At 72.4% G+C, this 22,801-nt stretch carries 23 protein-coding genes; 8 read left to right on the top strand and 15 right to left on the bottom strand.

Going from position 1 to position 22,801, the window contains the following annotated elements; translation table 11 throughout:
* The first annotated feature begins 28 nt into the window (after positions 1 to 28).
* The gene (locus IEY12_RS04090; RefSeq protein WP_188880351.1) at positions 29 to 1,033 is read left to right on the top strand and encodes an alcohol dehydrogenase; all 1,005 of its coding nucleotides are present in this window, start codon (positions 29 to 31) and stop codon (positions 1,031 to 1,033) included.
* Here the strand turns inward: IEY12_RS04090 and IEY12_RS04095 are convergent.
* Positions 1,023 to 1,664, bottom strand: a complete 642-nt coding sequence (locus IEY12_RS04095; protein WP_188879338.1) for an alpha/beta hydrolase — start codon at positions 1,662 to 1,664, stop codon at positions 1,023 to 1,025. The two genes, IEY12_RS04090 and IEY12_RS04095, sit on opposite strands and share 11 nt — an antisense overlap.
* A 54-nt stretch (positions 1,665 to 1,718) precedes the next feature.
* On the opposite strand from IEY12_RS04095, the gene IEY12_RS04100 reads away from it, so the two are divergent.
* Positions 1,719 to 2,564 carry a PspA/IM30 family protein gene (locus IEY12_RS04100; RefSeq protein WP_188879344.1) on the top strand — a complete coding sequence of 282 codons (846 nt, stop codon included), beginning with the start codon at positions 1,719 to 1,721 and terminating at the stop codon, positions 2,562 to 2,564.
* A 41-nt stretch (positions 2,565 to 2,605) separates the two neighbouring features.
* On the top strand, positions 2,606 to 3,685 hold the full coding sequence (locus tag IEY12_RS04105) for a DUF7972 family membrane protein (RefSeq protein ID WP_188879347.1): 1,080 nt from the start codon (positions 2,606 to 2,608) through the stop codon (positions 3,683 to 3,685).
* Positions 3,686 to 3,707: 22 nt separating this feature from the next.
* On the opposite strand, the gene IEY12_RS04110 is transcribed toward IEY12_RS04105, so the two are convergent.
* From IEY12_RS04110 to IEY12_RS04135, 6 genes are all read right to left on the bottom strand, one after another.
* Positions 3,708 to 4,205 carry an HPP family protein gene (locus IEY12_RS04110; protein WP_188879349.1) on the bottom strand — a complete coding sequence of 166 codons (498 nt, stop codon included), beginning with the start codon at positions 4,203 to 4,205 and terminating at the stop codon, positions 3,708 to 3,710.
* A 6-nt stretch (positions 4,206 to 4,211) separates the two neighbouring features.
* Positions 4,212 to 6,143, bottom strand: coding sequence for a threonine--tRNA ligase (gene thrS / locus IEY12_RS04115; protein ID WP_188879351.1), 1,932 nt, complete (start codon positions 6,141 to 6,143; stop codon positions 4,212 to 4,214).
* Between the two features lie 66 nt (positions 6,144 to 6,209).
* Entirely contained in the window at positions 6,210 to 7,277 is a 1,068-nt protein-coding gene (locus tag IEY12_RS04120; protein WP_188879353.1) for a dipeptide epimerase, read from the bottom strand.
* A complete protein-coding gene (locus IEY12_RS04125; RefSeq protein ID WP_188879354.1) occupies positions 7,274 to 8,287 on the bottom strand; it encodes an N-acetyltransferase DgcN family protein in 1,014 nt (337 codons plus the stop codon). Before IEY12_RS04125 ends, IEY12_RS04120 begins: the two co-directional genes overlap by 4 nt.
* Before the next feature lie 90 nt (positions 8,288 to 8,377).
* Entirely contained in the window at positions 8,378 to 9,292 is a 915-nt protein-coding gene (locus IEY12_RS04130) for a Vms1/Ankzf1 family peptidyl-tRNA hydrolase (protein ID WP_188879371.1), read from the bottom strand.
* Between the two features lie 86 nt (positions 9,293 to 9,378).
* Positions 9,379 to 9,714, bottom strand: coding sequence for a DUF5802 family protein (locus IEY12_RS04135; protein ID WP_123075324.1), 336 nt, complete (start codon positions 9,712 to 9,714; stop codon positions 9,379 to 9,381).
* Positions 9,715 to 9,863: 149 nt separating this feature from the next.
* Here IEY12_RS04135 and IEY12_RS04140 point away from each other — a divergent pair, with 149 nt between their 5' ends.
* Complete coding sequence (locus IEY12_RS04140; protein ID WP_188879375.1) at positions 9,864 to 10,772, top strand: hypothetical protein; 909 nt, start codon at positions 9,864 to 9,866, stop codon at positions 10,770 to 10,772.
* A gap of 89 nt (positions 10,773 to 10,861) precedes the next feature.
* A complete protein-coding gene (locus IEY12_RS04145) occupies positions 10,862 to 11,527 on the top strand; it encodes an ArsR/SmtB family transcription factor (protein ID WP_188879379.1) in 666 nt (221 codons plus the stop codon).
* Here the strand turns inward: IEY12_RS04145 and IEY12_RS04150 are convergent.
* Positions 11,511 to 12,041, bottom strand: a complete 531-nt coding sequence (locus IEY12_RS04150) for a hypothetical protein (RefSeq protein ID WP_188879383.1) — start codon at positions 12,039 to 12,041, stop codon at positions 11,511 to 11,513. The genes IEY12_RS04145 and IEY12_RS04150 overlap by 17 nt on opposite strands.
* A gap of 90 nt (positions 12,042 to 12,131) precedes the next feature.
* Here IEY12_RS04150 and gatD point away from each other — a divergent pair, with 90 nt between their 5' ends.
* Positions 12,132 to 13,388 carry a Glu-tRNA(Gln) amidotransferase subunit GatD gene (gene gatD, locus IEY12_RS04155; RefSeq protein ID WP_188879385.1) on the top strand — a complete coding sequence of 419 codons (1,257 nt, stop codon included), beginning with the start codon at positions 12,132 to 12,134 and terminating at the stop codon, positions 13,386 to 13,388.
* Positions 13,389 to 14,276, top strand: coding sequence for a GNAT family N-acetyltransferase (locus IEY12_RS04160; protein ID WP_188879388.1), 888 nt, complete (start codon positions 13,389 to 13,391; stop codon positions 14,274 to 14,276). It abuts the gene before it with no gap.
* Between the two features lie 3 nt (positions 14,277 to 14,279).
* Here the strand turns inward: IEY12_RS04160 and IEY12_RS04165 are convergent, their stop codons facing one another.
* The 3 genes from IEY12_RS04165 to IEY12_RS04175 are packed head-to-tail and all read right to left on the bottom strand — an operon-like array spanning position 14,280 to position 17,049.
* Positions 14,280 to 14,543, bottom strand: a complete 264-nt coding sequence (locus IEY12_RS04165; RefSeq protein ID WP_188879393.1) for a ubiquitin-like small modifier protein 1 — start codon at positions 14,541 to 14,543, stop codon at positions 14,280 to 14,282.
* 26 nt (positions 14,544 to 14,569) lie between these two features.
* Entirely contained in the window at positions 14,570 to 15,793 is a 1,224-nt protein-coding gene (locus IEY12_RS04170) for a TrkA C-terminal domain-containing protein (protein WP_229870920.1), read from the bottom strand.
* 2 nt (positions 15,794 to 15,795) lie between these two features.
* Complete coding sequence (locus IEY12_RS04175) at positions 15,796 to 17,049, bottom strand: potassium channel family protein (protein WP_188879395.1); 1,254 nt, start codon at positions 17,047 to 17,049, stop codon at positions 15,796 to 15,798.
* Positions 17,050 to 17,245: 196 nt separating this feature from the next.
* On the opposite strand from IEY12_RS04175, the gene IEY12_RS04180 reads away from it, so the two are divergent.
* A complete protein-coding gene (locus tag IEY12_RS04180) occupies positions 17,246 to 18,385 on the top strand; it encodes an NAD-binding protein (protein WP_188879397.1) in 1,140 nt (379 codons plus the stop codon).
* An 83-nt stretch (positions 18,386 to 18,468) separates the two neighbouring features.
* On the opposite strand, the gene IEY12_RS04185 is transcribed toward IEY12_RS04180, so the two are convergent.
* From IEY12_RS04185 to IEY12_RS04200, 4 genes are all read right to left on the bottom strand, one after another.
* Entirely contained in the window at positions 18,469 to 19,992 is a 1,524-nt protein-coding gene (locus tag IEY12_RS04185) for an HPP family protein (protein ID WP_188879399.1), read from the bottom strand.
* 165 nt (positions 19,993 to 20,157) lie between these two features.
* Positions 20,158 to 20,886 carry a guanosine phosphorylase gene (locus tag IEY12_RS04190; RefSeq protein WP_188879401.1) on the bottom strand — a complete coding sequence of 243 codons (729 nt, stop codon included), beginning with the start codon at positions 20,884 to 20,886 and terminating at the stop codon, positions 20,158 to 20,160.
* 44 nt (positions 20,887 to 20,930) lie between these two features.
* Positions 20,931 to 21,872 (bottom strand): WD40/YVTN/BNR-like repeat-containing protein, encoded by a 942-nt coding sequence (locus IEY12_RS04195; protein ID WP_188879403.1) that lies wholly within the window; start codon positions 21,870 to 21,872, stop codon positions 20,931 to 20,933.
* 40 nt (positions 21,873 to 21,912) lie between these two features.
* Positions 21,913 to 22,722, bottom strand: a complete 810-nt coding sequence (locus tag IEY12_RS04200; protein ID WP_188879405.1) for a DUF63 family protein — start codon at positions 22,720 to 22,722, stop codon at positions 21,913 to 21,915.
* Between the last annotated feature and the right edge of the window lie 79 nt (positions 22,723 to 22,801).

The raw sequence follows: 22,801 nt of genomic DNA on the forward strand, positions 1-22,801 counted from the left end.
GCCCGACCCCTCACGTATGTCCGACACGATGCGCGCGGTCGAGGTCCCGGAGGCGGGCGCCGAGTTCGAGACCGTCGAGAAACCGATCCCCGAACCCGGCCCCGAAGAGGTCCGAATCGACGTGGAGGCCTGCGGGGTCTGTCACAGCGACGAGATGACGAAGGAGGGGGTCTACCCCCGCATCGAGTACCCCCGGGTTCCCGGCCACGAGGTCGTCGGGCGCGTCGACGCCGTCGGCGACGACGTCACCGAGTGGGAGGCGGGCGACCGCGTCGGCGTCGGCTGGCACGGCGGCCACTGCTTCACCTGCGACGCCTGCCGTCGCGGCGACTTCATCAACTGCGAGAACGCCGAGGTCACCGGCATCGACTTCGACGGGGGCTACGCCGAGTACACGGTCGCGCCCCACGAGGCGCTCGCGGCCGTCCCGGACGCGCTCGACGCGGCGGACGCCGCGCCGCTCCTCTGCGCGGGCATCACGACGTTCAACGCGCTGCGCAACAGCGACGCCCGACCCGGCGACCTCGTCGCGGTGCAGGGCGTCGGCGGCCTCGGCCATCTGGGTATCCAGTACGCCGCCGCAGCGGGCTTCGAGGTCGTCGCGCTCTCGCGCGGCACGGCGAAGGAGACGCAGGCCCGCGAGTTCGGCGCCGACCACTACGTCGACACGGAGGCCGAGGAGCCGGCGGAGGCGCTCCAGCGACTCGGCGGCGCGAAGGTCGTGCTCGCCACCGCGCCCTCGAGCGCGGCCATCGAGTCGGTGGTCGGCGGCCTCGGGACGGACGGCGAGGTGCTCGCCGTCGGCATCCCGGCCGAGCCGGTCGACGTGAACGTCGGCGCGCTCGTCGGCGTACGCGGGTCGGTCTCCGGGTGGGCGTCGGGGACGGCGCGCGACTCGCAGGACACCCTCGAGTTCAGCGCGCTCCGCGACGTGACGCCGGAGATCGAGACGTTCGACCTCGCGGACGCGGGCGAGGCTTACGAGCGCATGCTGGAGAGCGACGTGCGGTTCCGCGCGGTCCTCACGCCCTGAGTTCGCGGTCGAAGAACGCCGCGATGGCGTCGGCCGCCGTCGTCGCCCGCCGCCCGAGGAGGGCGTGGGCGGCATCGAGCGCCTCGACGGCACCCCCGCGTTCGCGGACGGCGTCGACGACCGGCCGCCAGTCCGCGCGCTCGTCGCGCTCGCCGTAGGCCGCGTGAACCGGAAGCGACGCGTCGAGGTCGCGGACGGCGCGCGCCGCGTACAGGCCGTCACCGACCGCGTCGTCGGGCGCGAGGAGCGCGAGCGCGCCCACCGCGACCTCGACGTCGGCGGCGGCGAGCGCGGCGATACCGGCGCCGAAGCTGTAGCCGAAGAGCCCCACGGACGCGTCGCGCTCGCTCGCCCACCGGAGGGCGTTGCGGACGTCCTCGCGCTCGCCGTGACCCCCGTCCCACGCGCCGTAGTCGAGGCGGAGGCAGGCGACGCCGCGCTCGGTCAGGGCGTCGCTCACCGCGGTGAGGCGCCGGTCGCTACGGCTGCCGCCTGCCTCGGGGTGTGGCGGGCACGCGACGACGCAGGCGCGGACGCGGTCGCCCGCGTCCCCCTCGTCGGCGTCGTCGGGTGCGTCGAGCGTCGCCTCGACGCGCCGCGCACCCGGAACCAGCACCGTCTCCCGTCGCATACGCACCACTCGGTCGGGGGAGAACTTTAACCCTCGAACCACTTGGGTCGAGATATGGGACTACTCTCGCGGGCCTCCTACGTCCTCCGGTCGAAGTTCAACGCCCTCCTGAACCGGGCGGAGGACCCGACGGAGACGCTCGACTACTCCTACGAGCAGATGCGTGACGAGCTGAAGGACGTCGAGCGCGGCCTCGCCGACCTCGTCGCGCAGAAGAAACGCCTCGAAGTCCAGCGCGAGCGCCTCGAGAAGAACGTCGAGAAGCACAACGAGCAGGCGCGCGAGGCGATGCGGCAGGACCGCGAGGACTTGGCGCGACGCGCCCTCGAGAAGAAACAGCAGAAGCTCGACCAGATCGAGGAGATGGAGGAGCAGATCGCCTCCCTCGAGTCCACCCAGCACGACCTGGAGGAGAAGAAGGGCCAGCTCCAGGACCGCATCGAGCGCTTCCGCACGAAGAAGGAGACGATGAAGGCGCGCTACGAGGCGGCCGAAGCGCAGACGCGCGTCTCCGAGGCGATGACCGGCGTCGGCGACGAGATGGCGGACGTCGGGCGCGCCATCGAGCGCGCGGAGGAGCGCACGGACGACATGGAGGCGCGCGCGGCGGCGATGGACGAGCTCACCGACCGGGGCGTCCTCGAGGACCAGCTCAGCGACGAGGACGCGATCGACCGCGAGCTCTCGCAGGGGCGGTCGAACCGCGAGGTCGAAGCCGAACTGGAGACGCTGCGCTCGGAGTCCGGGCAGTCGTCGAAGCGCTCGGAGACGGCGAGCGAGGCGAGCGCGGACGAGGCGGAGGCCGAGGAGGCCGTCGAGGCGGACGTCGACGAGGCGGCGGTGGAGGCGGAGCTCGAGGAGCTGCGCGAGGAGGAGGCGGACGCGGACGAGACGTCGTAGAGCCGCCACGCTATTGACGCGGCGGCACGCCGTTCGACACCATGTCTGGGGGAGACGGGGGCGCCGAGCCGGACGACACGATGCGCGAGCGGGTGCCGGAGAACAGCCGGAAGTTCTGGCTGCTGTTGGACGCGGACCGCCGGCTGGTCGCGGGCCTGCTCCTCGGGTCGGTGTTCGTCGCGGTCGTCGCGGCGGGCCTCCTGCATCCGACACCCGTGAAGACGCTGCTGACACGGGGCGACCCGCTGGAGACGCTCTATCAGGCGCTCGTCGGCTCCACGATAACGGGCGTGACGCTCGTGTTGACGCTGAGCCAACTCGTCCTCTCCCAAGAGCAGGGGCCGGTGGGCGACCAGCGCGAGCGCATGGAGGGCGCGATGGCGTTCCGCGAGGACGTCGAGGAGGTGATCCGCGAGCCGGTGAGCCCGGCCCAGCCCTCGGCGTTCCTCCGCTCGCTCGTGAAGCTGACGAAGCGGCGCGCGCAGGCGGTCGAGGACGCGGTCGCGGGCATCGACGACGACGAGTTGAGCGAGCAGGTCGAGACGTACGTCGAGAACCTCGCGGGGAACGCGGAGTCGGTGACGGAGAACCTCGAGGGCTCGCAGTTCGGCGAGTTCGACGTGGTGTTCTCGGCGCTGAACTACAACTACTCGTGGAAGATCTACGCGGCGCGACGCATCCGCGCGGAGAACGACGCGGCGCTCACCGACGACGCGCGCGCGGCGTTCGACGAGCTCATCGACGCCCTCGAACTGTTCGGGCCGGCGCGCGAGCACTTCAAGACGCTCTACTTCCAGTGGGAGCTCGCGGACCTCTCGCGGACGGTGCTCTACGCGTCCGTCCCGGCGCTCGCGGTCGCCGTGGGGTCGGTGTTGTTCTTCGACCCGAGCGACGTCGCACAGGGGTGGCTCGCGCTCCTCGTGGCGGCGCTCACGGTGGTGGTCATCCTCCTCCCGTTCGCGGTCCTGCTCTCCTACATCCTCCGCATCGTGACGGTGACGAAGCGGACGCTCTCCATCGGTCCGTTCATCCTCCGCGAGACGGACCGCTCGCGGAGCCTCGACTGGGGGGAGACGGAGGCGACGAGCGGGGAGCACGCGGGCGTCGACGACGAGGAGTGACGCGCCGGCGCCGCGCGCGCCCTCACCGGCCGCGCGCGGCGAATGTGGCGCCGCGAATCCGGAGCGCGTCGAGCGCGATGAGGACCGCCACGCCGCCGAGGAAGACGAGGACGTCGAGCGCCCGCGCGGGGATGCCGAGCGCGAAGATGAGCACCGTCGCGTAGGCCGGCGCGTGGCGCGCGTCCAGGGCGCTCATCGCGAGCGTCGCCGCGACGACCGCGAGGACGACCGCCGCGACCTGCCGGAGGCCCGCGACCGTGTGCGGGAGGAGCGCCACCCCGGTGAGCGGCCCGACGAGCGCGCGCACCGCGAGGTAGGCGACGACCACGCCGACCGTCTGCCCGAGCGCGACCTCGCGGGAGACGTCGCGCCACGGCCGGACGCGCGTGGCGAGCACGTACGCGGACGGCCCGAGACTCGGCAACAGGAACGGCAGACCGGTGGCCCACGCGAGCAGCGCGAGCGGGCCGAGGAGCCACGCGAGCGAGACGGAGAGCGCGACGCCGCGGCTCTCGTCCATTCTCCCTTACTGGCCGGCGAGGAAGGTCGGCTCGAGGTGTTTCTGCTCGACCTCGCGTTCGAGGTGCTCGCGGAACTCGCTCCGGGAGACGTCGTTCGCCTCGCGCTCCTTCCGGTCGCGCACCGAGATCGTCCCCGCGTCCTCCTCGTCGCCCCCGACGATGACCATATAGGGGACGCGGTCCTCGTGGGTCTGCTGAATCTTCTTCCCGATGGTCCACGAGCGGTCCTCGACCTCGACGCGGTAGTCGCCGAGCTCGTTCGCGACCTCGCGGGCGTAGTCGAGGTTGTCGTCGCTGATCGGCAGGACGCGGACCTGCTCGGGCGCGATCCACGTCGGGAACTTCCCGTTGAAGTGCTCGATGATGACGCCCATGAAGCGCTCGAAGGAGCCGAGGAGCGCGCGGTGAATCATCACCGGATGGTGCTCCTCGTTGTCCTCGCCGACGTACGTCAAATCGAGATTGCGCGGGATGTTGAAGTCCACCTGTACGGTGCCGATGGTCCACTCGCGCCCGAGGGCGTCGCGGGCGTCGATGCCGATCTTCGGGCCGTAGAAGGCGGCTTCTCCCTCCTCGACGTCGTAGTCGAGGTCTTCCTCGCGGAGCGCGTCGACGAGCGCGTCCGTCGCCTGCTCCCAGATGGCTTCGGAGCCCATCGCGTCCTCGCCGCGCGTCTCGAGCTTGTAGAGGACGTCGAGGCCGAAGTGGCCGTAGATCTCCTCGATGCTCTGGAGGATGTCGAGGATCTCGCCCTGTATCTGGTCGGGGCGGACGAAGGCGTGGCCGTCGTCCTGCGTCAGCCCGCGCACCCGGAGGAGCCCGGAGAGCTCGCCGGACTGCTCGTTGCGGTAGACGTTCCCGAACTCGCTGAAGCGCAGGGGGAGGTCCCGGTAGGAGTGGGTGTTCGAGTCGTAGATGTGCGCGTGGTTCGCGCAGTTCATCGGCTTCAGGCCGTACTCGGTGTCGTCCTGCTCCCACGCGAACATCTCGCCGTTCTCCGTGAACGTGTCGTAGTGGCCGGTGGGCTTCCAGAGCTCGGCCTTGTTCAGTTCGGGCGTGCGGACCTCCTCGAAGCCGAGTTCGTCGTTCTGCTCGCGGACGTACTCCTCGAGTTCGCGGCGGATCGCCATCCCGTTCGGGTGGTAGTGCGCACAGCCCGGGGAGTGCTCGGGGATGCTGAAGAGGTCGAGCTCTCGGGCAATCTTGCGGTGGTCGCGCTCTTCGGCCTCGGCGCGCATCTCGAGGTACTCCTCGAGTTCGTCCTCGGTGGCGAACGCGGTGCCGTAGACGCGGGTGAGCGTCTCCTCGTCCTCGTCGCCGCGCCAGTAGGACGCCGAGATGTCGAGGAGCTCGAAGCCGCCGATCTCGCCCGTGGACTCGACGTGCGGGCCCTTACAGAGGTCCTGGAACTCCCCCTGCCGGTAGAAGGAGATGGGGTCCTCGCCGGCGGCCTCCTCGTCGAGAATCTCGCGCTTGAACCGGTTGTCCGCGTAGAACTCGCGGGCGTCCTCGCGGTCCATCGTGACGCGCTCGACGTCGAGGTCCTCCTCGATGATGGCCTCGGCCTCGTCTTGGATCTCCGCGAGGTCGTCCTCGTCGAGATCGACGCCGTAGACGTCGTAGTAGAAGCCCTCGTCCGTGTACGGGCCGATGGTGAGCTGGACCTCCGGGTGGAGGCGCTGGAGGGCCTGTGCGAAGACGTGCGCGGCGGTGTGCCGGAGGACGTCGACGTACTCCTCTGAGGAGTCCGTCACGATCTCGATGCGGCAGTCCTCCGTGAGGGGGTCCTCCTTCGAGACGAGGTCGCCGTCGACGACGCCGGCGACGGTGTCGCGGCCGAGGCCTTCGCCGATTCGGTACGCGATGTCCTCGACCGTCTCCCCGGACTCGGCGTCGAGTTCCGAGCCGTCGGGGAGGGTGACCGTGATGTCGCTCATGGGGCGTGATACGGCCAACGGCCCACATAAGCGTGTCCGTCCGCCGATAGCGCGCGACGGCGGCGCCTACGCGTCGTTCGCCGAATCGCCGGCGTCGGCGCGTCGTGCGCCCGTTCCCGCGCGGTCGACGGCCGCGAGGTCGATGTCTCCCCCGGGCATCGGCACGCCGTCGTAGGGGTCGTCGGCGAGGAGGAGCGAGCCGTCGAGGTCCGCGTAGTCGACGAGCGGAACGAGGTGGTGGGCGGCGGCGATGGCGGCGTTCGACTCCACCATACAGCCGAGCATCACCTCGAGGCCGTGCGCGCGGGCGGCGGCGAAGAGCCGCCGGGCCTCGCGGGGGCCGCCGCACTTCATCAGCTTCACGTTCGCGATGTCCGCGATGTCGGCGACCTCGGGGACGTCGGCGAGCGTCACGCAGGACTCGTCGGCGGCCACGGGGAGCGCGCCGTGCTCGCGGACGAAGCGCATCCCGTCGGGGTTCTCCGCGGGGACGGGCTGTTCGAGGAACTCGACGTCGAGGGCGGCGAGCCACTCGGTGTTCGCGACGGCCTCGCGGGGCGTCCACGCCTCGTTCGCGTCCACGCGGACGGTGGCGTCCGGCGCGGCGTCGCGGACGGCCTCGACGATCTCGCGGTCGCGCTCGGTGCCGAGCTTCACCTTCAGGACGTCGTAGCCCGCCGCGACGGCGTCGCGGGTCTTCGCGCGCATCCGCTCGGTCGTGTCGAGGCCGATGGTGAAGGAGGACGCGACGGTGCGCGCGGGGTCGAGCCCCCAGTAGCGATAGAGGGGCATCCCGGCGCGTTTGGCGGCGTAGTCGTGGCACGCGATGCTGACGGCGGCGCGGGCGGCCGGGTTCGCGCGGACGACGCGCTCCATCTCGGCCTCGATACGCTGGAGGTTCGTCGGGTCGCCGACGGCCTCAACGACGCCGAGGAGGTCGGGGAGGACGGCCTCGACGGTGGCGACGGTCTCGCCGTAGTGCGCGGACGGCGCGGCCGCGCCGACACCCGTGACGCCCGCCTCGTCCTCGATGCGGACGACGACGGTCTCCGCGACCGCGGCGGACTCGCGCGCGATGGCGAACTCGTGTTCGAGCGGGAGGTCGCGGCGCTCGAACGCGGTGGTGAGGCTCACAGGATCGCGTCGAGGATGGCGTCCGGGCCCTCGCGAACCGGGTCGGCGGCCGGCCGGCCGAGCGCGTCCGCGTACGCCTCGACGGCGGCAGCGGCCTCGTCGTCGTCCGCGACGGTGCTCGTGTTCAGCGCGCCCGCGACGACCTCGCCGCCGCCGACGGGCGCGGCCATCGACTCGTAGAGGTCCACGAACTCGGGAACCGGCGGGAGGGCCTGACTGAAACCGTGGAAGTTCTCGCGACCCGCCGCGTGACAGAGGACGAGGTCGTCGGCCTGCGAGCCGTGGAGGATGCCCGCGGTGACGCCCGAGTACGCGGGGTGGACGATGCTCGCCTGCCCCTCGACGAAGAGGTAGTCGTGGTCGTTCCCGCGTTCGAGGATCATCTCCTCGACGGCGCCGGCGGTGAAGTCGGAGATGGTACGGTCGATGGGGTAGCCCCACCCCTCGATCATGATACCGGTCTGGCCGGTGGGGACGAAGGCGACGTCGTGGCCGCGCTCGCGGGCGCGCTCGACGAGTTCCAGCGTCGTCGTCATCTTCCCGACGCCGCAGTCCGTCCCGACGGTCGCGACGACGGTGGCCTCGACCTCGTCGGCGACGCCGTCCGCGACGCCGAGGTCGCTCGGAGGTCGGCGGACGTCCCAGAGCTCGCAGCCGTTCTCCTCGGCGAGGCTCCGGAACTCGCTGTCGTCCTCGAGGAAGTAGTGGAGCCCGGAGATGACGTCACAGCCGGCCCGGAGGGCGGCCCGGACGTCGGGGCGCCACGTCTCGTCGAAGCCGCCGCCGATGGGCGAGATGCCGATGAGGAGGGCGTCGACGGGTTCGTCGAGGTCGCTGAAGGAGGCGACTATGGGCGTCTCGGGGAGGTCGCGGCGGAGGGCGCTCGCGTTCGCACCGTCGTGCTCGCGGTCGAGGACGGCGACGACGTCGTGCTGGCCGTAGCGGAGGACGCCGGTCGCGGTCTTCGCGCCGTCCGGGAACCGTTCGTGGGCGAGAATGGCGATTCGCATACCGAATCGGTCGTCGCGGGCGGTGTTAAGCCCGTCGCGTCGCGTGCTCGGACACTCGCGTCCGTGCCGTCGTGCGGTTTTCGCGCCCGCTCAGAGCGCGTGGAACGGCACGGACCAGAAGTCGTCGGCGGCGCTCGTGAGCGCGTCGCGGGGCGAGCCGGAGGCGTCGGACGGGGCGGTCGCGTCGGCGTCGAACTCGCCGAGGAGCGTCGTCTGGCCGGTGACGTAGAGCGCGTCGTAGCCGTGCTCGGCCTCGAGTTCGGCGAGCGCGTCGCGGGCGGCGTCGAGGTGCTCATCGATCTGGCTCTCGCGGCGGCGCTCGAAGCGCGACTGGGAGAACCCCCCCTTCGAGTGCGCGCCCTTCACGTCGCTCTCGAAGCCGCGGTAGGCGACGCGCTCGACGGACTCCCCCGTGGCGTCGTAGACGCCGGCGGCGAACAGGTCGGCGCGGACGAGCGCGAGCGCGTAGCGGCCGGTCGGGTCGAACCAGTCGCGCTCGACGCGGAAGCCGTCGGACCAGTCCCGGAAGGCGTCGGGGGCGACGGGCGGGTCGAGCGTGCAGGCGACGACGCCGGCGTCGTCGGCGTAGACGAGGCAGGGCGCGGCGCGCTCGACGAGCGGCGTGCGGTCCCCGAGCGTCTCGGTGACGGCGTCGGGAATCGCGTGCTCGTCGGGCACCATCGCGGTGAGTGCGCCCTCCGCACCGGCCTCGAGCGTCTCGAGGCGCCGGAGGACGCGCTCGAGGCCGTCGCCGCGGAGCGTGCGCTCGCGCCGGTAGTCGAGGACCGTCTCCGTCCCGCTCTCGGCGCGCTCGACGCGGTCCTCGAGCTCCTCGATGCGGTCCTCGAGGCGGTTGACAACCTCCTCGGCCTCGTTGCGTGCGGCGACGGCGTCGCGGCGGCGCTCGCTCTCCGCCTCGAGTTGCTTCCGGAGGCTCTCGGTCTCGTCCTCCAGGTCGGCGATGCGCGCCTTCAGGCTCGCGCGGCCGAGGAGTCGGTCCAGCATGCCCGGAACCCGGCCCGCACACCGCTTAGGGGTTGTGGTCTCCGTGGGGTCGGGCGTGGCGAAACCCGTGGCGTCCAGCGCGGCGCTCAGACGGCGCCGGTCTCGTAGAGCCGGCGGGCGTGGCCGGAGCGCGCGAGCAGGACCTCCGAGAGGGCGGGCGGGTTGTCGATACCCGCCTCCTCGAGCGTCTCGCGCGGGACGACGAGGGTGTCGGCGGGGACGTCGGCGTCGCCCTCGACGCGATAGTGACGGGTGCCGACCTTCATGACGAGCGGGTAGTCGGTGCGCGCGACGCCGTCGTCGGCGTAGAGTTGCGCGTTGACGCGCTCGTGTTGGCGCCGCTGGAGCGCGGCGGTGTCGCCGTCGGACGGTTCGACGTAGAGCCGCCCGAGGTAGTAGCCGGACGAGAACACCTCGAACATACATGGTAACAATACACACGGAGAGTGATAAGCGCACCGCCCGTTTCGCCCCCGGATGGCGCGAGAGTGGCGGGCGAAGCGTTCGAACGGGCGTGAACGGCTCGAACGGTCCTTCGGGTTTTTACGCGTGAGTGCGATAGTATCGGGCGATGAGACGCGCGGTGGCCTGTCTGCTCGTCCTCCTCGTGTGCACGGCGCCGGCGGCGGCGGGCGTCGCCGACCCTGCGGGCACGGACGCGCGGGCCGAGCAGACGACTGACGGGGGCGTGAACGCCACGGACACGAACACGACGAGCGCGAACGCCACGGGCGCGAACGAGACGGCGCGGTTCGGGGCGTCGCTCTCGAGCTTCATGGCGTCGGCGTCGGCGAGCGCCGAGGGCGCCGTCGAGCAGGGCGTCTGGCGCGCCGGCGACGGGAGCGACGCGAGCGCGCCGCGCCTCGATGAGCGCGTCGACACGCTCCGTGAGCGCCTCGAATCGCTCCGCGAGCGGCGCGCGGCGCTCGCGAACGAGACGGCCGGCTCCGCCGTCGCGCGACAGGCCCGACTCGCGGCGGTGAACAGCCGCATCGCCGCGCTCGCCGCGTCCGTAAACGACACCGCGGCGGTGGCCGAGTCGGCGAACGCCACGCCGAGCGGGCTGGCCGCCCTCCAGCGGTCGACCGCCGCCGCAGTGCGCGACGCGGGCGAGAACGCCCCGCCGTGGGCGGGTCCGCCCGCGAACCGGAGCGCCGGTAGCGACGTCGGCTGGAGCGTACCGCCCGGGCTCGCGGATGCGCCCGGTCGGAACGCGTCGGGCGGTGCGGGTGGCGACGGTATCGACGCGCCCGGCCGGAGTGAGAACGCGAGCGGCGACGCGCCCGGTCGAAGCGGCGACGCGGGTGCGGGTGCGCCCGCGTCGGGCGCCGGGTCGCCCGGCAACGGCTCCGGGAGTGGCGACGACGCGTCACGGGGCGGCGGGCAGTCCGGTGGCGAAGCGAACGGTGGACCGAGCTCGAACGGCGGCGGGCCGCCGACGGGGACCCACGCGGCGAATACGGTCGGAACCGTCGCGTGAGGTGTCAGCGAGGGGTTTCGGCACCCTGCGCGGGCGACGGGGACTGCGCTACCCTTTTGAGCGCGCGACGACAACTACCGCGTAGTGGCATGGATTCCGGGGCACTCCTCGACATTCTCGGGAACGAGAACCGACGACGCATCCTGCGGTTGCTCGCGCGTAAACCCTGTTACGTCACCGAGATCAGTGAGTACCTCGGGGTCTCCCCGAAGGCGGTCATCGACCACCTCCGCAAACTCGAGGAGGCGGGTCTCGTCGAGAGCCGAACCGACGAGAAGCGACGGAAGTACTTCCACATCGCGCGCAACCTCCGCCTCGAAGTCACCGTCTCCCGGCACGGCTTCGGCGCGAAGTCCGCGTACCCGGCGAGCCCCGACCTCGACCTGACGCGCTGTCATTACCTCTCCATCGACGGCGTGGACCTCGACGGCGGCGACGGCGACGTGAACGCGCTCGCGGACGAGCTCGCGGAGCTCGAAGCCTTGGAGCGCGAGCTTTCGCTCGCCCAGCGGTGGGTACAGGGCCGACTCGCCGACGCACGCGAGGACCTCGCCGAGGAGCTCGCGGCGGACGGTCGCGAGGGCCTCTACGCGGAGGTGGTCGCGGCCGTCGCGGGCGGCGCGGGCGACCCGGCGGCCATCGCCCAGCGCGTCGACGCGCCGGAGGACGTCGTGGAGGGCGCGCTCGCCGCGCTCGCGGAGCGCGACGTGCTCGAGCGCGAGGGCGGCTCGTGGTCGCTCACAGGCTCCGCGTGAACCCGGCGCGCAGGTCGCGCCCGAAGTAGTACCCCAGAGCGCCGACGGCGACGCCAAGGGCGCCCGCGCCGAGCGCGAACGCGACGCCGTGGCGCGCGAGGAAGTCGGCGGCGAGCGGGAAGAACCCGGCGGAGAGCACGCCGACGAGGAGCGCAGCGACCGTCGCGAGGCCGGACGCGAGCGCGACTTCGAGGTAGGCGCGGCGGCCGAACCCCGCACCGAGGAGGAACGTCGCGGCGGCGAGGCCGACGAAGCGCGTGACCCCGCCGACGAGCGGGACGAGGCCGCCGACGAGGAGGCCGGCGAGCGCGGCGACGGCCGCGAGGAGGAAGTAACGCACCGAGAAGAGCCGACCGACGCGTCTTCGGACGCCGGCGAGGCGGCCGGTCGAGCGGGAGTTCGCGTCGTCGCGGTCGGCGGCCGGAGCGTCGCTCGCGGTGGCGTCGTCGTCGAGGAGCGCGTCCCAGTCTTCGCGCTCGGTTTCGCCGGACACGCGGCGGCCGTCGGAGGGCATACCCGTCTAGGGGCGCGCTCGCCCCATCACTCTTGTCCCGTGGCGTGCCGAACGGATGCTTTCAAGGTCGGTGCCGCGCTTCTCCGAGACATGAACACAGGGGACCGTGTCCGCGTGGAGCGCGACGGACTGGTGAACGAGGGCGTCCTCCTGCCGTCCTCGACGTCGGAGCACCTCGTCGTGAAGCTCGACAGCGGATACAACGTCGGCATCGAACGCGAGGGCGCGAGCACCGAGGTGCTGGAGTCCGACGTCTACGCCGTCGACTCGAACGCGGGCGAGGAGGCCGGCGCGGGCTCCGAGGTCGAGTTCGACGACGACCTCCCGACCATCGCGCTCATCTCCACCGGCGGGACCATCGCCTCGACGGTCGACTACCGGACGGGCGCCGTCACCGCGCAGTTCGACGCCGAGGACGTTCTCAGGGCCGTCCCGGACCTCGCCGGGCGCGCGAACTACCGGGGGCGCGTCGTCGCGAACATCCTCTCGGAGAACATGGACCCCTCCATCTGGCGCGAGCTCGCCGCCGCCGTCCACGAGGAGATCGAGAACGGCGCGGACGGCGTCGTCGTGATGCACGGGACGGACACGATGCAGTACTCCGCCTCCGTGCTCTCGTTCATGCTCGACACGCCGGTTCCCGTCGTCTTCACCGGGAGCCAGCGCTCGGCGGACCGGCCGTCCTCGGACAACGTGATGAACGCCGTCTGCGCGGTCGAGGCCGCAAAGAGCGACGTCGCGGAGGTGATGGTCTGCATGCACGCGACGCAGTCCGACGACCGCTGTGCGCTCCACCGGGGGACGCGCGTCCGGAAGGGCCACACGTCCCGTCGCGACGCCTTCGAGACCGTCGGCGGGTCGCCGATCGGGCACGTCGACTACGAGAGCGAGCGCGTCGAGTTCGACGACGCCGCCGACCTCGCGGCGCGCAACGAGACCGACCTCGACATCGCGCCCGCGCTGGAACCGGACGTCGAGCTCGTGACGTTCACGCCGGGGATGGACCCCGCGTTCTTCGAGGTGCTCGAGGGGGCGGCGGGCGTCGTCGTCGCGGGCACCGGCCTCGGGCACGTCCACTCCGACCTCGTGGACGTCCTCGGCGACCTCGTCGACGACGGCACGACGGTCGTGATGACCTCGCAGTGTCTCGGCGGCCGGGTCTGCGACCGCGTCTACGACACGGGTCGGGACCTCCTCGAGGCGGGCGTCGTCGAGGGCGAGGACCTCCTCCCCGGCACCGCGAAGGCGAAGCTGATGTGGGCGCTCGCGAACACCGACTCCCCCGAGGAGGCGATGCGGACGCCGCTCGCGGGCGAGCTCTCGGAGCGCTCCGTGCCCGAGGCCTGAATGGACATCCGCCGCGCGCGCCGCTCGGACGCGGCCGCCGTCGCCGCGTTCACCGAGGAGACGTGGGCGCACGGCGACTACGCCGCGGACGTCTTCGAGGGGTGGGTCGAGTCGGACGGCGCCGACCGCCGGACGCTCGTCGCCGCCGACGAGGCGGACGAGGCGGTCGGCGTCGTGCAGGGCGTCCTGTTGAGCGAGCACGAGGCGTGGGTGCAGGGCCTCCGCGTCGCGCCGGACGCGCGCGGGAGCGGCACCGGGAGCGCGCTGTTGGAAGCCGCACTCGACTGGGCGGCCGAGCGCGGCGCGGCGGTCGCGCGCTGCATGGTCTTCTCGTGGAACGTGCAGGGCCTCGGCGGGACGCGGGCGGTCGGCTTCGAGCCGACCTGCGAGTTCCGCTGGATACACCCCGAGCCCGACGCGGGCGCGACGCCGGTCGGCGACGTCCGCGACGACCCGGACGCCGCGTGGGCGTTCTGGTCGCGCTCGGCGGCGCGTGACCGGCTTGCGGGTCTCGCACTCGACGACGACGAGCCGTGGGCGCTCGCCGAACTCACGCGTGAGCGCCTCCACGAGGCGGCGCGCGAGGACAGGCTCCTCGTCTGCCACGAGGCGGGGGTTGGGACGCGCGGGGTCGCGCTCCGCGCGCGGACCGACGGCCTCGCGGACGGCGAACGCGCCGAGTACGCGGTCGCCGCGTGGCGCGACGGCGCGGCGTGCCGGGACGTCCTCGCCGCCGTCGCACGCGACGCCGCCGCGCAGGACGCCGAGGAGGCGCGCGTGCTCATCCCGGAGACCGCGCGGGCGGTGAGCGACGTCGCGACGGCGCGCGTCGACGTCGGCGACGAGCCCGACTTCGTGCTGACGTGCGACCTGAGCGCGCGGACGTGACGCTCAGCCGCCGCTGACGGGCGGGAAGAGCGCGAGTTCGTCGCCGGCGTCGACGCGCTCGTCTAACTCGGCGCGCTGGCCGTTCCGAAGGAGGTTGACGTGCTCGTGGGGGGTGCCGTCGTCGTCGAGGACGCGCTCGGCGAGCGCGGGATGCGCGTCGATGAGCGCGTCGAGAGCGTCCCGAACGGTGGCGTCGTCGCCGACGCGCACCGATGGCTCGTCGTCGCCCGCGACCTCCGCGAGGTCCGCGAAGAGCTTCCAGTCCATACTCGGGTGTCCGAGTGCGCGCCGTATCAGGGTGTCGTCGGGGGCGAGCCACCGTCGGATTCGCCCTCGCGCTCGGCGGCGCGCTCGCTCGCGCGCACCTCGATGTCGCGGACGACGTCCGGCCGCGCGACGAGGTAGAGGACGTCGCCGACGCCGAGGACGCGAGTGCGGGAAGGGATCGGCTCGATCGAACCGGCTGCGGGGCGGACGGCGGCGACGGTGGCTTCGACGTCGCCGACGGTGGCGCCGGCGAGCGGACTCCCCTCGTCGACGGTGACGGTGACCATCGTCTCGTCGGCGCCCCGGAGGACGGACGCGAACTGGCGTTCGGCGTTCTGGTCGCTCGGGAGCGTGAGGAGCCGATAGTCGCCGCCGGCGATCCGCTCGGCGTCGTCCGCGTCGAGCGCGAGCGTCACGACGTCGTCGGCGACGCCACGGAGTTCGGCGGTGGCGACGCGCTCGCGCTCGGGGTCGGTCTTCCAGACCTGCACGACGTCGCCGGGGCTGGCGTTGTTCGGCGGGTCGGCTTTCACGGCGGTCGCGCCCATCCCGGGCCCGAGCGTCGGGCCGATACCGGCGAGGCGAGTGCCGACGCCGATGTACTCGACGGCGCCGTTCTCGTCGATGTCGACGTCGACGTAGCCGACGTCGTAGTCGTCGCGGAGGCGCGCGGCGACGCGCGCTTCGAGGTCGGCGACGGTGAGCTTGCGCGGGAAGAGCAGCGTCTTGTTGCGCATCTCCGCCTTCGTCTCCTCGGGGACGGGGTCGTAGCCTTCGACGTCCTCGATGTCCTTCGGAATCTCGACGGCGACGACGCGCCCGACGGCCTTCACGAGTTGGCTCACGTCGCCGTCGAGTTCGCGCGCGCCGACGAACGCGAACGCCTCGACGGCGAGGCGCTCGCCCGCCTTCGCGCCGGGAGTTCCGAAGGCGGCGGCGACGGAGAACACGGCGACGTTGAAGACGACGGTCCCGGGGTCGAAGATGGTGGACTGGTTCGCGACGACGGACGCGAGCGCCGTCTTCGTGTTCAGGTAGAGCGCGACGGCGGACACGCCGGCGAAGGCGCCGAGCGCGACGTGCGCGGCCTGCCGGAAGTACCACCGGTAGACCGCGCCGACGACGGCGGCGACGAGGAAACTGAAGACGCCGAGACCGGCGATGCGGAGCGCGCCGCGCATCAGGATTTCGACGTAGTCGACGGCGTCGGCTTGCAGCGGGAGGGCGACGACGGCGAGGGTCGCGGGCATCGTCACGCCACCGCCTCCGCGAACGCGCTCAGTTTCTCGCGCGGCCCGACGACGAAGCAGTCGTCACCGCCGGCGATGGCGGTGTCGCCGCGCGGCGCGACCGTCCACGAGCCGTCGTGGCGGACCGCGAGGACGGCGACGCCGTACACGTCGCGGACGTTCGCCTCGCCGATGGTGGTGGCGTCGAGCGGGCCGTCGGCACGGACGGTGAGCCGGCGCATCCGGTTGCCCGTGCGCCGGAGGAGTGAGAGCAACTCGAACTCGCGGCGCGTTCCGCGCGCGGTGACGACGACGGCGCCCTCCGCGGCGTCGAGCAGGGTCTCCGCCGACGCGCGGTCGGTCGCGACGGTGATGCGACCCTCGCCGCCCGTGGTCACGGGTGCCGTGGACTTCGCGGCGGGGGCCTCCGTCGCGCCGCCGTCAGTCGCGACCGGCGGCGTGTCGCCCGCCTCCTTTTTCTCCTCCTTCTTCGCGCCGGATTTGGCGGCGACGACGGTGCCGGTACAACTGCCGGCGCTCGTGGTGAGCGTGACGTCGTCGCCGCGCGCGACGCCCGTCGGAATGACAGCGGTCAGGGAGACGGCGCGCTTGCCCTGCGGGACGCGCTTGGAGACGCCGGAGAGCGGCGGCGCGACGATGACGGTGGCGCGCGCCTGCGCGTCGATCTGGACGTCGGCGTCCGCGACGTCGAACTCGGAGCGCAGGCGGTCCTCGAAGCGGCGTTCGAGTTCATCGAGCGGGAGGTCGGCGGGGAACGTCCAGTCGACGCCGGCGATCTCCTCGCGGAGGTCGGCGGGGAGCGGCGGGTAGCCCTCCATGTCCGCGACGCCGCCGACGACGGGGACGCGCACCTGCCCGATGCCGCCGACGAAGTCGACGACGTCCTTCGAGAGCGTGCGCTCGCGGAGGCGCTTGAAGGAGAAGTGCTTCGGGAGGCTCACGCCGAGTTTGTCGCCCTGCGCGTGCGCGTAGAAGCAGAGCATCAACACGACGACGAGGCCGGTGACGACGGCGACGCTGTTCGAGGACTTGAGTATCGTCGGGTCGTTGAACGCCATCAGCCCGCCGTTGATGCCGGCGATGGCGACGCCGAGGACGACGACACCGAGGCCGGGGATGGTGAGTCCGGTGACGTACTTGAAGCTGAACCCGAACGCGAAGCAGACGAGGGCCGGGACGATGCCCGTGAGGACGCCGAGGTAGAGCCCGAGCAGCACCTGCATCGGGAACGAGTCGAGCGCGAGACCGAGCGGCATACCTCGGGTGTGGGGTGGACGTGGTAAATCGGTATCGCCGCAGACGTGCCTCGCGCTACGTCGCGAGGCACGTCTGCGGCCAGCGGTCGCGGTGATGTCGCGGTAGTGTGGTGACGGTGACGCGCCTCGCGCTGCGTCGCGGGGCGCCGTCGTCGTTCCCGTGCGGTTTATAGTCGCGGGCGCCGCCTCACCGGGTATGGCCTTCACGAGCCGGCGGGTGCTCTCGACGCGCGCTGCGGTGCTGTTGACGACGCTCGTCGCGGTGCTCTCCGTCGTCACCGGCGTCGTGAACATCCTCAACCCCCAGTTCGGGCCGTTGGTCCCGGACGCGGTCCAGCAGATAGCGGGGTTCACGGGCACGCTCACGGGCTTCCTGATGGTGGCGTCCGCGCTCGGGATGCGTCGGGGCCTCCGCGCGGCGTGGTGGTCGACGGTCGTCCTCCTGCCCGTGACGGCGCTTCAGGGCCTCGTGCAGTCCTCGATCTACTCGGTGCCGCTCGTCGCGCTCTCCGTCGTCTCCCTCCCCGTCGTCGCGCTCACGCGCTCGCGCTTCGACCGGGAGCTCTCCCTCTCGACGAGTCAGCTCACTGCGGCGCTGATCCTCTCGGGCGTCCTCGCGTACGGCACGGTCGGGACGTACGCGCTCCGCGAGGGGTTCCCGGGCGTGAACTCCCTGCTTGACGCCTTCTACTACACGCTCGTCACCGCGAGCACGGTCGGCTACGGCGATATAACCCCCAAAACGCCGGCGGCGACGCTCTTCTCGCTCACCGTCCTCGTCCTCGGCGTCGCCGGGTTCGGTCTCGCGCTCAGCGCCCTGCTCGGTCCCGCCATCGAAGCCCGCTTCGCCTCCGCACTCGGACGCATGACCCAGTCACAACTCGAATCCCTCGAACACCACGTGATCGTCGCCGGCTACGGCGAGCTCACCGAATCGATCCTCGAAGAACTCGCGGCGAGCCGGCCGTTCGTCGTGCTCGTGAAGGAGCCGGCGGTCGCCGAATCGCTCCGCGAGCGCGGCCTGAACGTCCTCACGGAGGACCCCTCGGACGCGTCCTCGCTCGAGCACGCGGGAATCGACCGCGCGGACGCGGTGGTCGCGGCGACGAACGACGACGGGCAGGACGCGCTCGCGATTCTGACGGCGCGCCAGCTCCAGCCGAACATCCGCATCGTCGCGGCGGCGAGCGAGCGCGAGAACGAGGAGAAGCTCCGCGCGGCGGGCGCGAACACCGTCATCAGCCCTGCGGTCATCGGCGGGCGCCTCCTCGTCCAGTCCGCGCTCGGCGACGAGAACGCCGAGGAGACGGCGAAACAGGTCTCGGAGGGCGAGTAGCACGGAGCGGACCGAGTCGGGTCGGACGAGGCGTCCGAGCGGACGAACCGGGACGCGCGCTCGCGGGCGTGGCCGACGCGGCGTCAGCGCGTGTGGACGACGGCGGCGTCCGTCTCGGTCTCGTCGGCCCACTCGAAGGCCTGCGAGACGGCGAAGCGCGAGCCGTAGTCGTGCGCGCCGAAGACGACGAGGTCGTAGTGCGATTCGTTGCGCTCGATGAACTCGTCGAGGGAGGCCCGCGAGACGCGCGTCTCACAGCGCGCGTCGCTCGTCTCCGTGAGGTTCGCGAGCATCGACTCGGCGGTGCGGCGGGAGCGCTCGTCGCCGATGCAGGTGCAGACGCTGACGGTACCGACCTTCCCGGCGAGGCGCTGGCCGTAGTCCACCATCGCGTGGGCGAGTTGGCCGGCGGCCCGAACGGGCACCATGACGCGCTTCCAGTCGGTGCGCTCGGTCTTCGAGTCGAAGGCGATGGCGTCGATGTCGCTCCGGAAGAGGTCGCGGAGGAAGCGCGTCGGCGTGCCGTCCGGGTCGCGCTCGAGCGGCGTCACGACGAGGTCGCAGTTCGTGTCGCGCGCGGCGTCGAGGAGGGAGGTGACGGTGATGTCGGACTCGACGGCGACGACGACCTCGCAGGGGACGCCGACGCGGGTCTCGATGCGGGCGGCGCAACGCTCCAACTCGGCGGCGGCCTCGTCGGCGGCGCTCCGTTCGGCGCGCTCCCGAACGTCCTCGGCGGTTTCGGCCACGCTATCGGCGTCCTCGACGGCCGCCGTCTCGCCTTCCTCGAGGAGGCGGCGTTCGGCGGCGGCGATGGCGTCGTCGTCCACGACGTCGAGGAGGACGACCTTTCCGGCGTCGTGGGCGGCGGCGACGCGCGCGCCGAACATCGCGGTGGCGTCGCCGGTCTCGCCGCGCATCGGCACGAGGACGTGGTCGTCGGCCTGCGTCGTCGAGTAGAGGTAGCGCGCGCGCCGCTCGTAGAACTCGTGGCGCCAGACGGCGAAGACGCCGGCGACGACGCTCGCGGAGAGCGCGACGGTGGCGACGTAGACGACGCTCGTGGAGACGGTGATGCCCGCAACGCTGACGAAGCGCCCGGGGTCGGTGAGGAGGACGAGGAGCGCGGTGGAGAACGCGGAGGGGAGTTCGAGGTCGAGCACCCACGTGAGCGCGCCGGCGAGGAAGATGGCGAGCGCGGCCGCCCACGCGTGCACCTCCCAGAGGCCGCCCGGGGTCGCGACGCCGGCGCTCGCGGACGGGCCGGTGAGGAGCGCGGTGAGCTCGATGGCCACCCACCCGCAGAAGGCGCCGAGGCTCATCCCGCCGACGAACGTCCACGGGTTCGCGTAGCGCCCCTCGGGGTCCGCGAAGAGCGTGTACGTCCCGGAGGCGAGCGGCGGGAAGAGGAGGAAGGAGAGGACCTGCAGTTCGTTCGAGAGCAGGGTGACGAAGCCGATGAGCAGCGGGACGAAGAGGAGGACGGAGACGTGCGTGAGGTTGCTCGTCTCCGCGAGCCAGTGGCGCGCGTCCCGCGAGCGGCGGCGTTCGAGCGCGCGCGCTCGTCTGCGAAGCCGCCGCAGCCGTCGTCGCGCGCCGTCGAGCATGTTCCGTCCCGAAGGACGCGGGGGGTTTTGCTCTTTCGTCATGCAGGCGACGGCGTCGCCGAACGAGCGAGCGGCACCGCCGCGAGCATCGCGGTTCCGAGCAGTGCGAGGAACCGCGGAAGAACGAGCGGCACCGCCGTACGCGCGGATGCCGTCGCGCTCGCGTCAGGCGAGCGCGACGACCGCGTCGAGCGTGATGCCGATTGCGCGTTCGACGTTGTTCTTCGCCTTCTCGGGGAGCTCCTCGTCGCTGTCGGCGCCCTTCTGGGTGCCCTCGACGAGGTTGCCGTCGGCGGTGCAGATGGCGCCGGCGCGCAGGCCCTTCCGGCGCGCGAGCGCGAAGAGGGTCGCGGCCTCCATCTCGACGGCGAGCAGGCCGGCCTCGTTCCACGCCGCGACGTAGTCGTCGTTCTCGTTGTAGAAGGCGTCGTCGCTGACGATGGGGCCGACGTGGACGTCCTCGTCGCGGGCTTCGGCGGCGTCGACGAGCCCGGAGAGCACGTCGTAGTCGGGGACGGCGGGGATGAGCTCGGGTTCGTAGCGCTTCGAGGTGCCCTCCTCCTTGGCGGCGCCGGTGGCGACGATCATGTCGCCGATCTCGATGTCGGACTGGAGCGCGCCCGTGGTGCCGACGCGGATGAAGGTCTCGACGCCGACGTTCGCGAGCTCCTCGAGCGCGATGGCGGCGCTCGGGCCGCCGATGCCGGTCGAGCAGATGGTGAGAGGGACGCCCTCGTAGGTGGCGTTGACGACGGTGTACTCGCGGTTCGAGGCCACTTCCTCGACGTCCTCGCAGTGGCCGGCGATGCGCTCGACGCGGCCGGGGTCGCCGGGGACGAGCGCGATGTCGTTCACGTCACCCTCTTCGACGAGCAGGTGGGGCTGTTTGGCCATACCGACACCTCGCGTGAGAGCGAGAAAAGCGTCCGGGTATCGCGTCAGGGCGCGAGCGCGAGGCCGGTCGCGCGCTCCTCGGGGGCGTAGCCGAGGGCGACGCGGCGCCACGTCCGCCCGCCGTCGGTCGAGCGATGGAGGCCGTGGTTGGAGAGCGCGTAGACGGTGCGGCCTGCGCCGGCCGCGAGGACGGGCGCGAGCAGGTCGTCGCCGCTGATGGCCGGGACGCGCGTCCAGTCGGTGCCGGCTTCGCGTCGATAGACGGCGGCGCCGCCCTCCGAGTGCGCGGCGCGCGGCCCCGAGGCGGCGGAGAGCACGCGGGTGTCCGGGTCGCGCTCGGTCGCGGCGACGCTCCAGCAGTAGGTGTGCTCGAGGCCGGACTCCGGTGTCTCCCACGTCTCCCCCCAGTCCGGCGACTCGTGGTAGCCGTCGCCGGCGGCGGCGTAGAGGCGGTCCGGGGTCCCGGGGTGCGTGGCGATGGTGTGCGCGTCGAGGGGGCCGCCGGGGACGCGCTCGCGCCACGTGTCGCCGCCGTCGGTGGTGCGGACGAGCGCGCCCGCCTCGATGGCGACGGCGAGCGCGTCCCCGTCGTCGGGCCGGGGCCGGACCCAGCGGACGTGGTGGGTGTCGGGGCGCGGCGGGAAGCTCCACTCGTCGCTCGAGTCGAGGTTGGTGAGCGGCGCCGTCTCGCGCCACGCGCGGCCGCCGTCGTCGGAGCGGTAGAGCGCGCTCGGCTCCGTGCCCGCCCACCACGTCCCGTCGGGGCCGACGGCGAGCGCGGTGACGTGCGCGCGCTCGAAGTCGGCGACCCGGTGGAAGGACTCGCCGCCGTCGACGGAGCGCCGGATGCCGGCGTCGCTCGTGCCACAGCAGACGGTGTCGCCGCTGACCGCGACGCAGGTCGGCGTGACGTCGCCGAGGCGCTCTCGCACTTCACCGTCCTCGACGACGAACAGCCCGCTCGGGAACGCGCAGAACGCCTTCATGGGCGTGCGGAGACACCACGGCGACTTGAAACGCCCGCCCTCACGCGGACGCGACGGTGAAGAGGAGGAGGTTGTGCGCGCCGGGACCGAGGCCGACGGCGGCGACGAACGCGAGGAGGAGGTAGCCCTGAGCGGGCGCATCGCGCACGTAGTCGGCGAGCAGGAGGACGACGCCGACGGCGACGGCGAGTTTCACGAGGACGAAGAGCCAGCCGACGCCCAGCACCGAGGCGGTGGGGAGCGTGCCCGCGAACTCCATGACGAGCCGGGAGAGCGGCGTCTGCTCGCCGAACCCCAGAAGGTCGACGCCGACGGCGGTCGTGACGCCGTCGAGGGCGTGCCCGAGGACGGCGAGCGCGCCCGCGCCCTCGACGACGCGGGCGTCCTCGACGCGCAGGCGTCGCAGGCCCGCCCAGCAGACGCCCGTGAGGAGGAGGGCGACGAGGAGGCCGGCGAGCGGCCACGCGGGCGTGAGCGTCCCGTGCGTCGTCCCGTAGCGCACGGCGACGGCGACGGGGAGGGAGATGCCGAGGAGGCCGACGCCCGCGAGGACGCGCCGGGGTGCGGCCGTTCGTCGCGCGGCGAGCCAGACCGCGCCCATGCAGGCGAACGTCGTGAGGTAGACGGCGGGCGCGGAGACGAGCGGCGCGACGATCGCGGGGACGACGCCGAGCTGATAGCAGACGTAGAGCGTGGAGCCGAGCGCCATCCACGGCGCGAACGCGAGCACCGTCCGGGAGGTCACGGCGGGCCGCTCGCGGACGAGCGCGCCGCCGACGAGGAGCGTCGCCGCGAGCAGGCCGAGGAGGTAGAGGAGCGGCGGCACCGTGAACCCGGACGGCAGTACCATACTCGTAGCACGCGTGACGCGGCGGGGAAAGCGTTACCATCCCGGGAGGCATCGCTCGGGGCGCGCGCGGCGGTGGCGG

The sequence above is a fragment of the Halarchaeum grantii genome, from assembly GCF_014647455.2.
Lineage (GTDB): Archaea > Halobacteriota > Halobacteria > Halobacteriales > Halobacteriaceae > Halarchaeum > Halarchaeum grantii.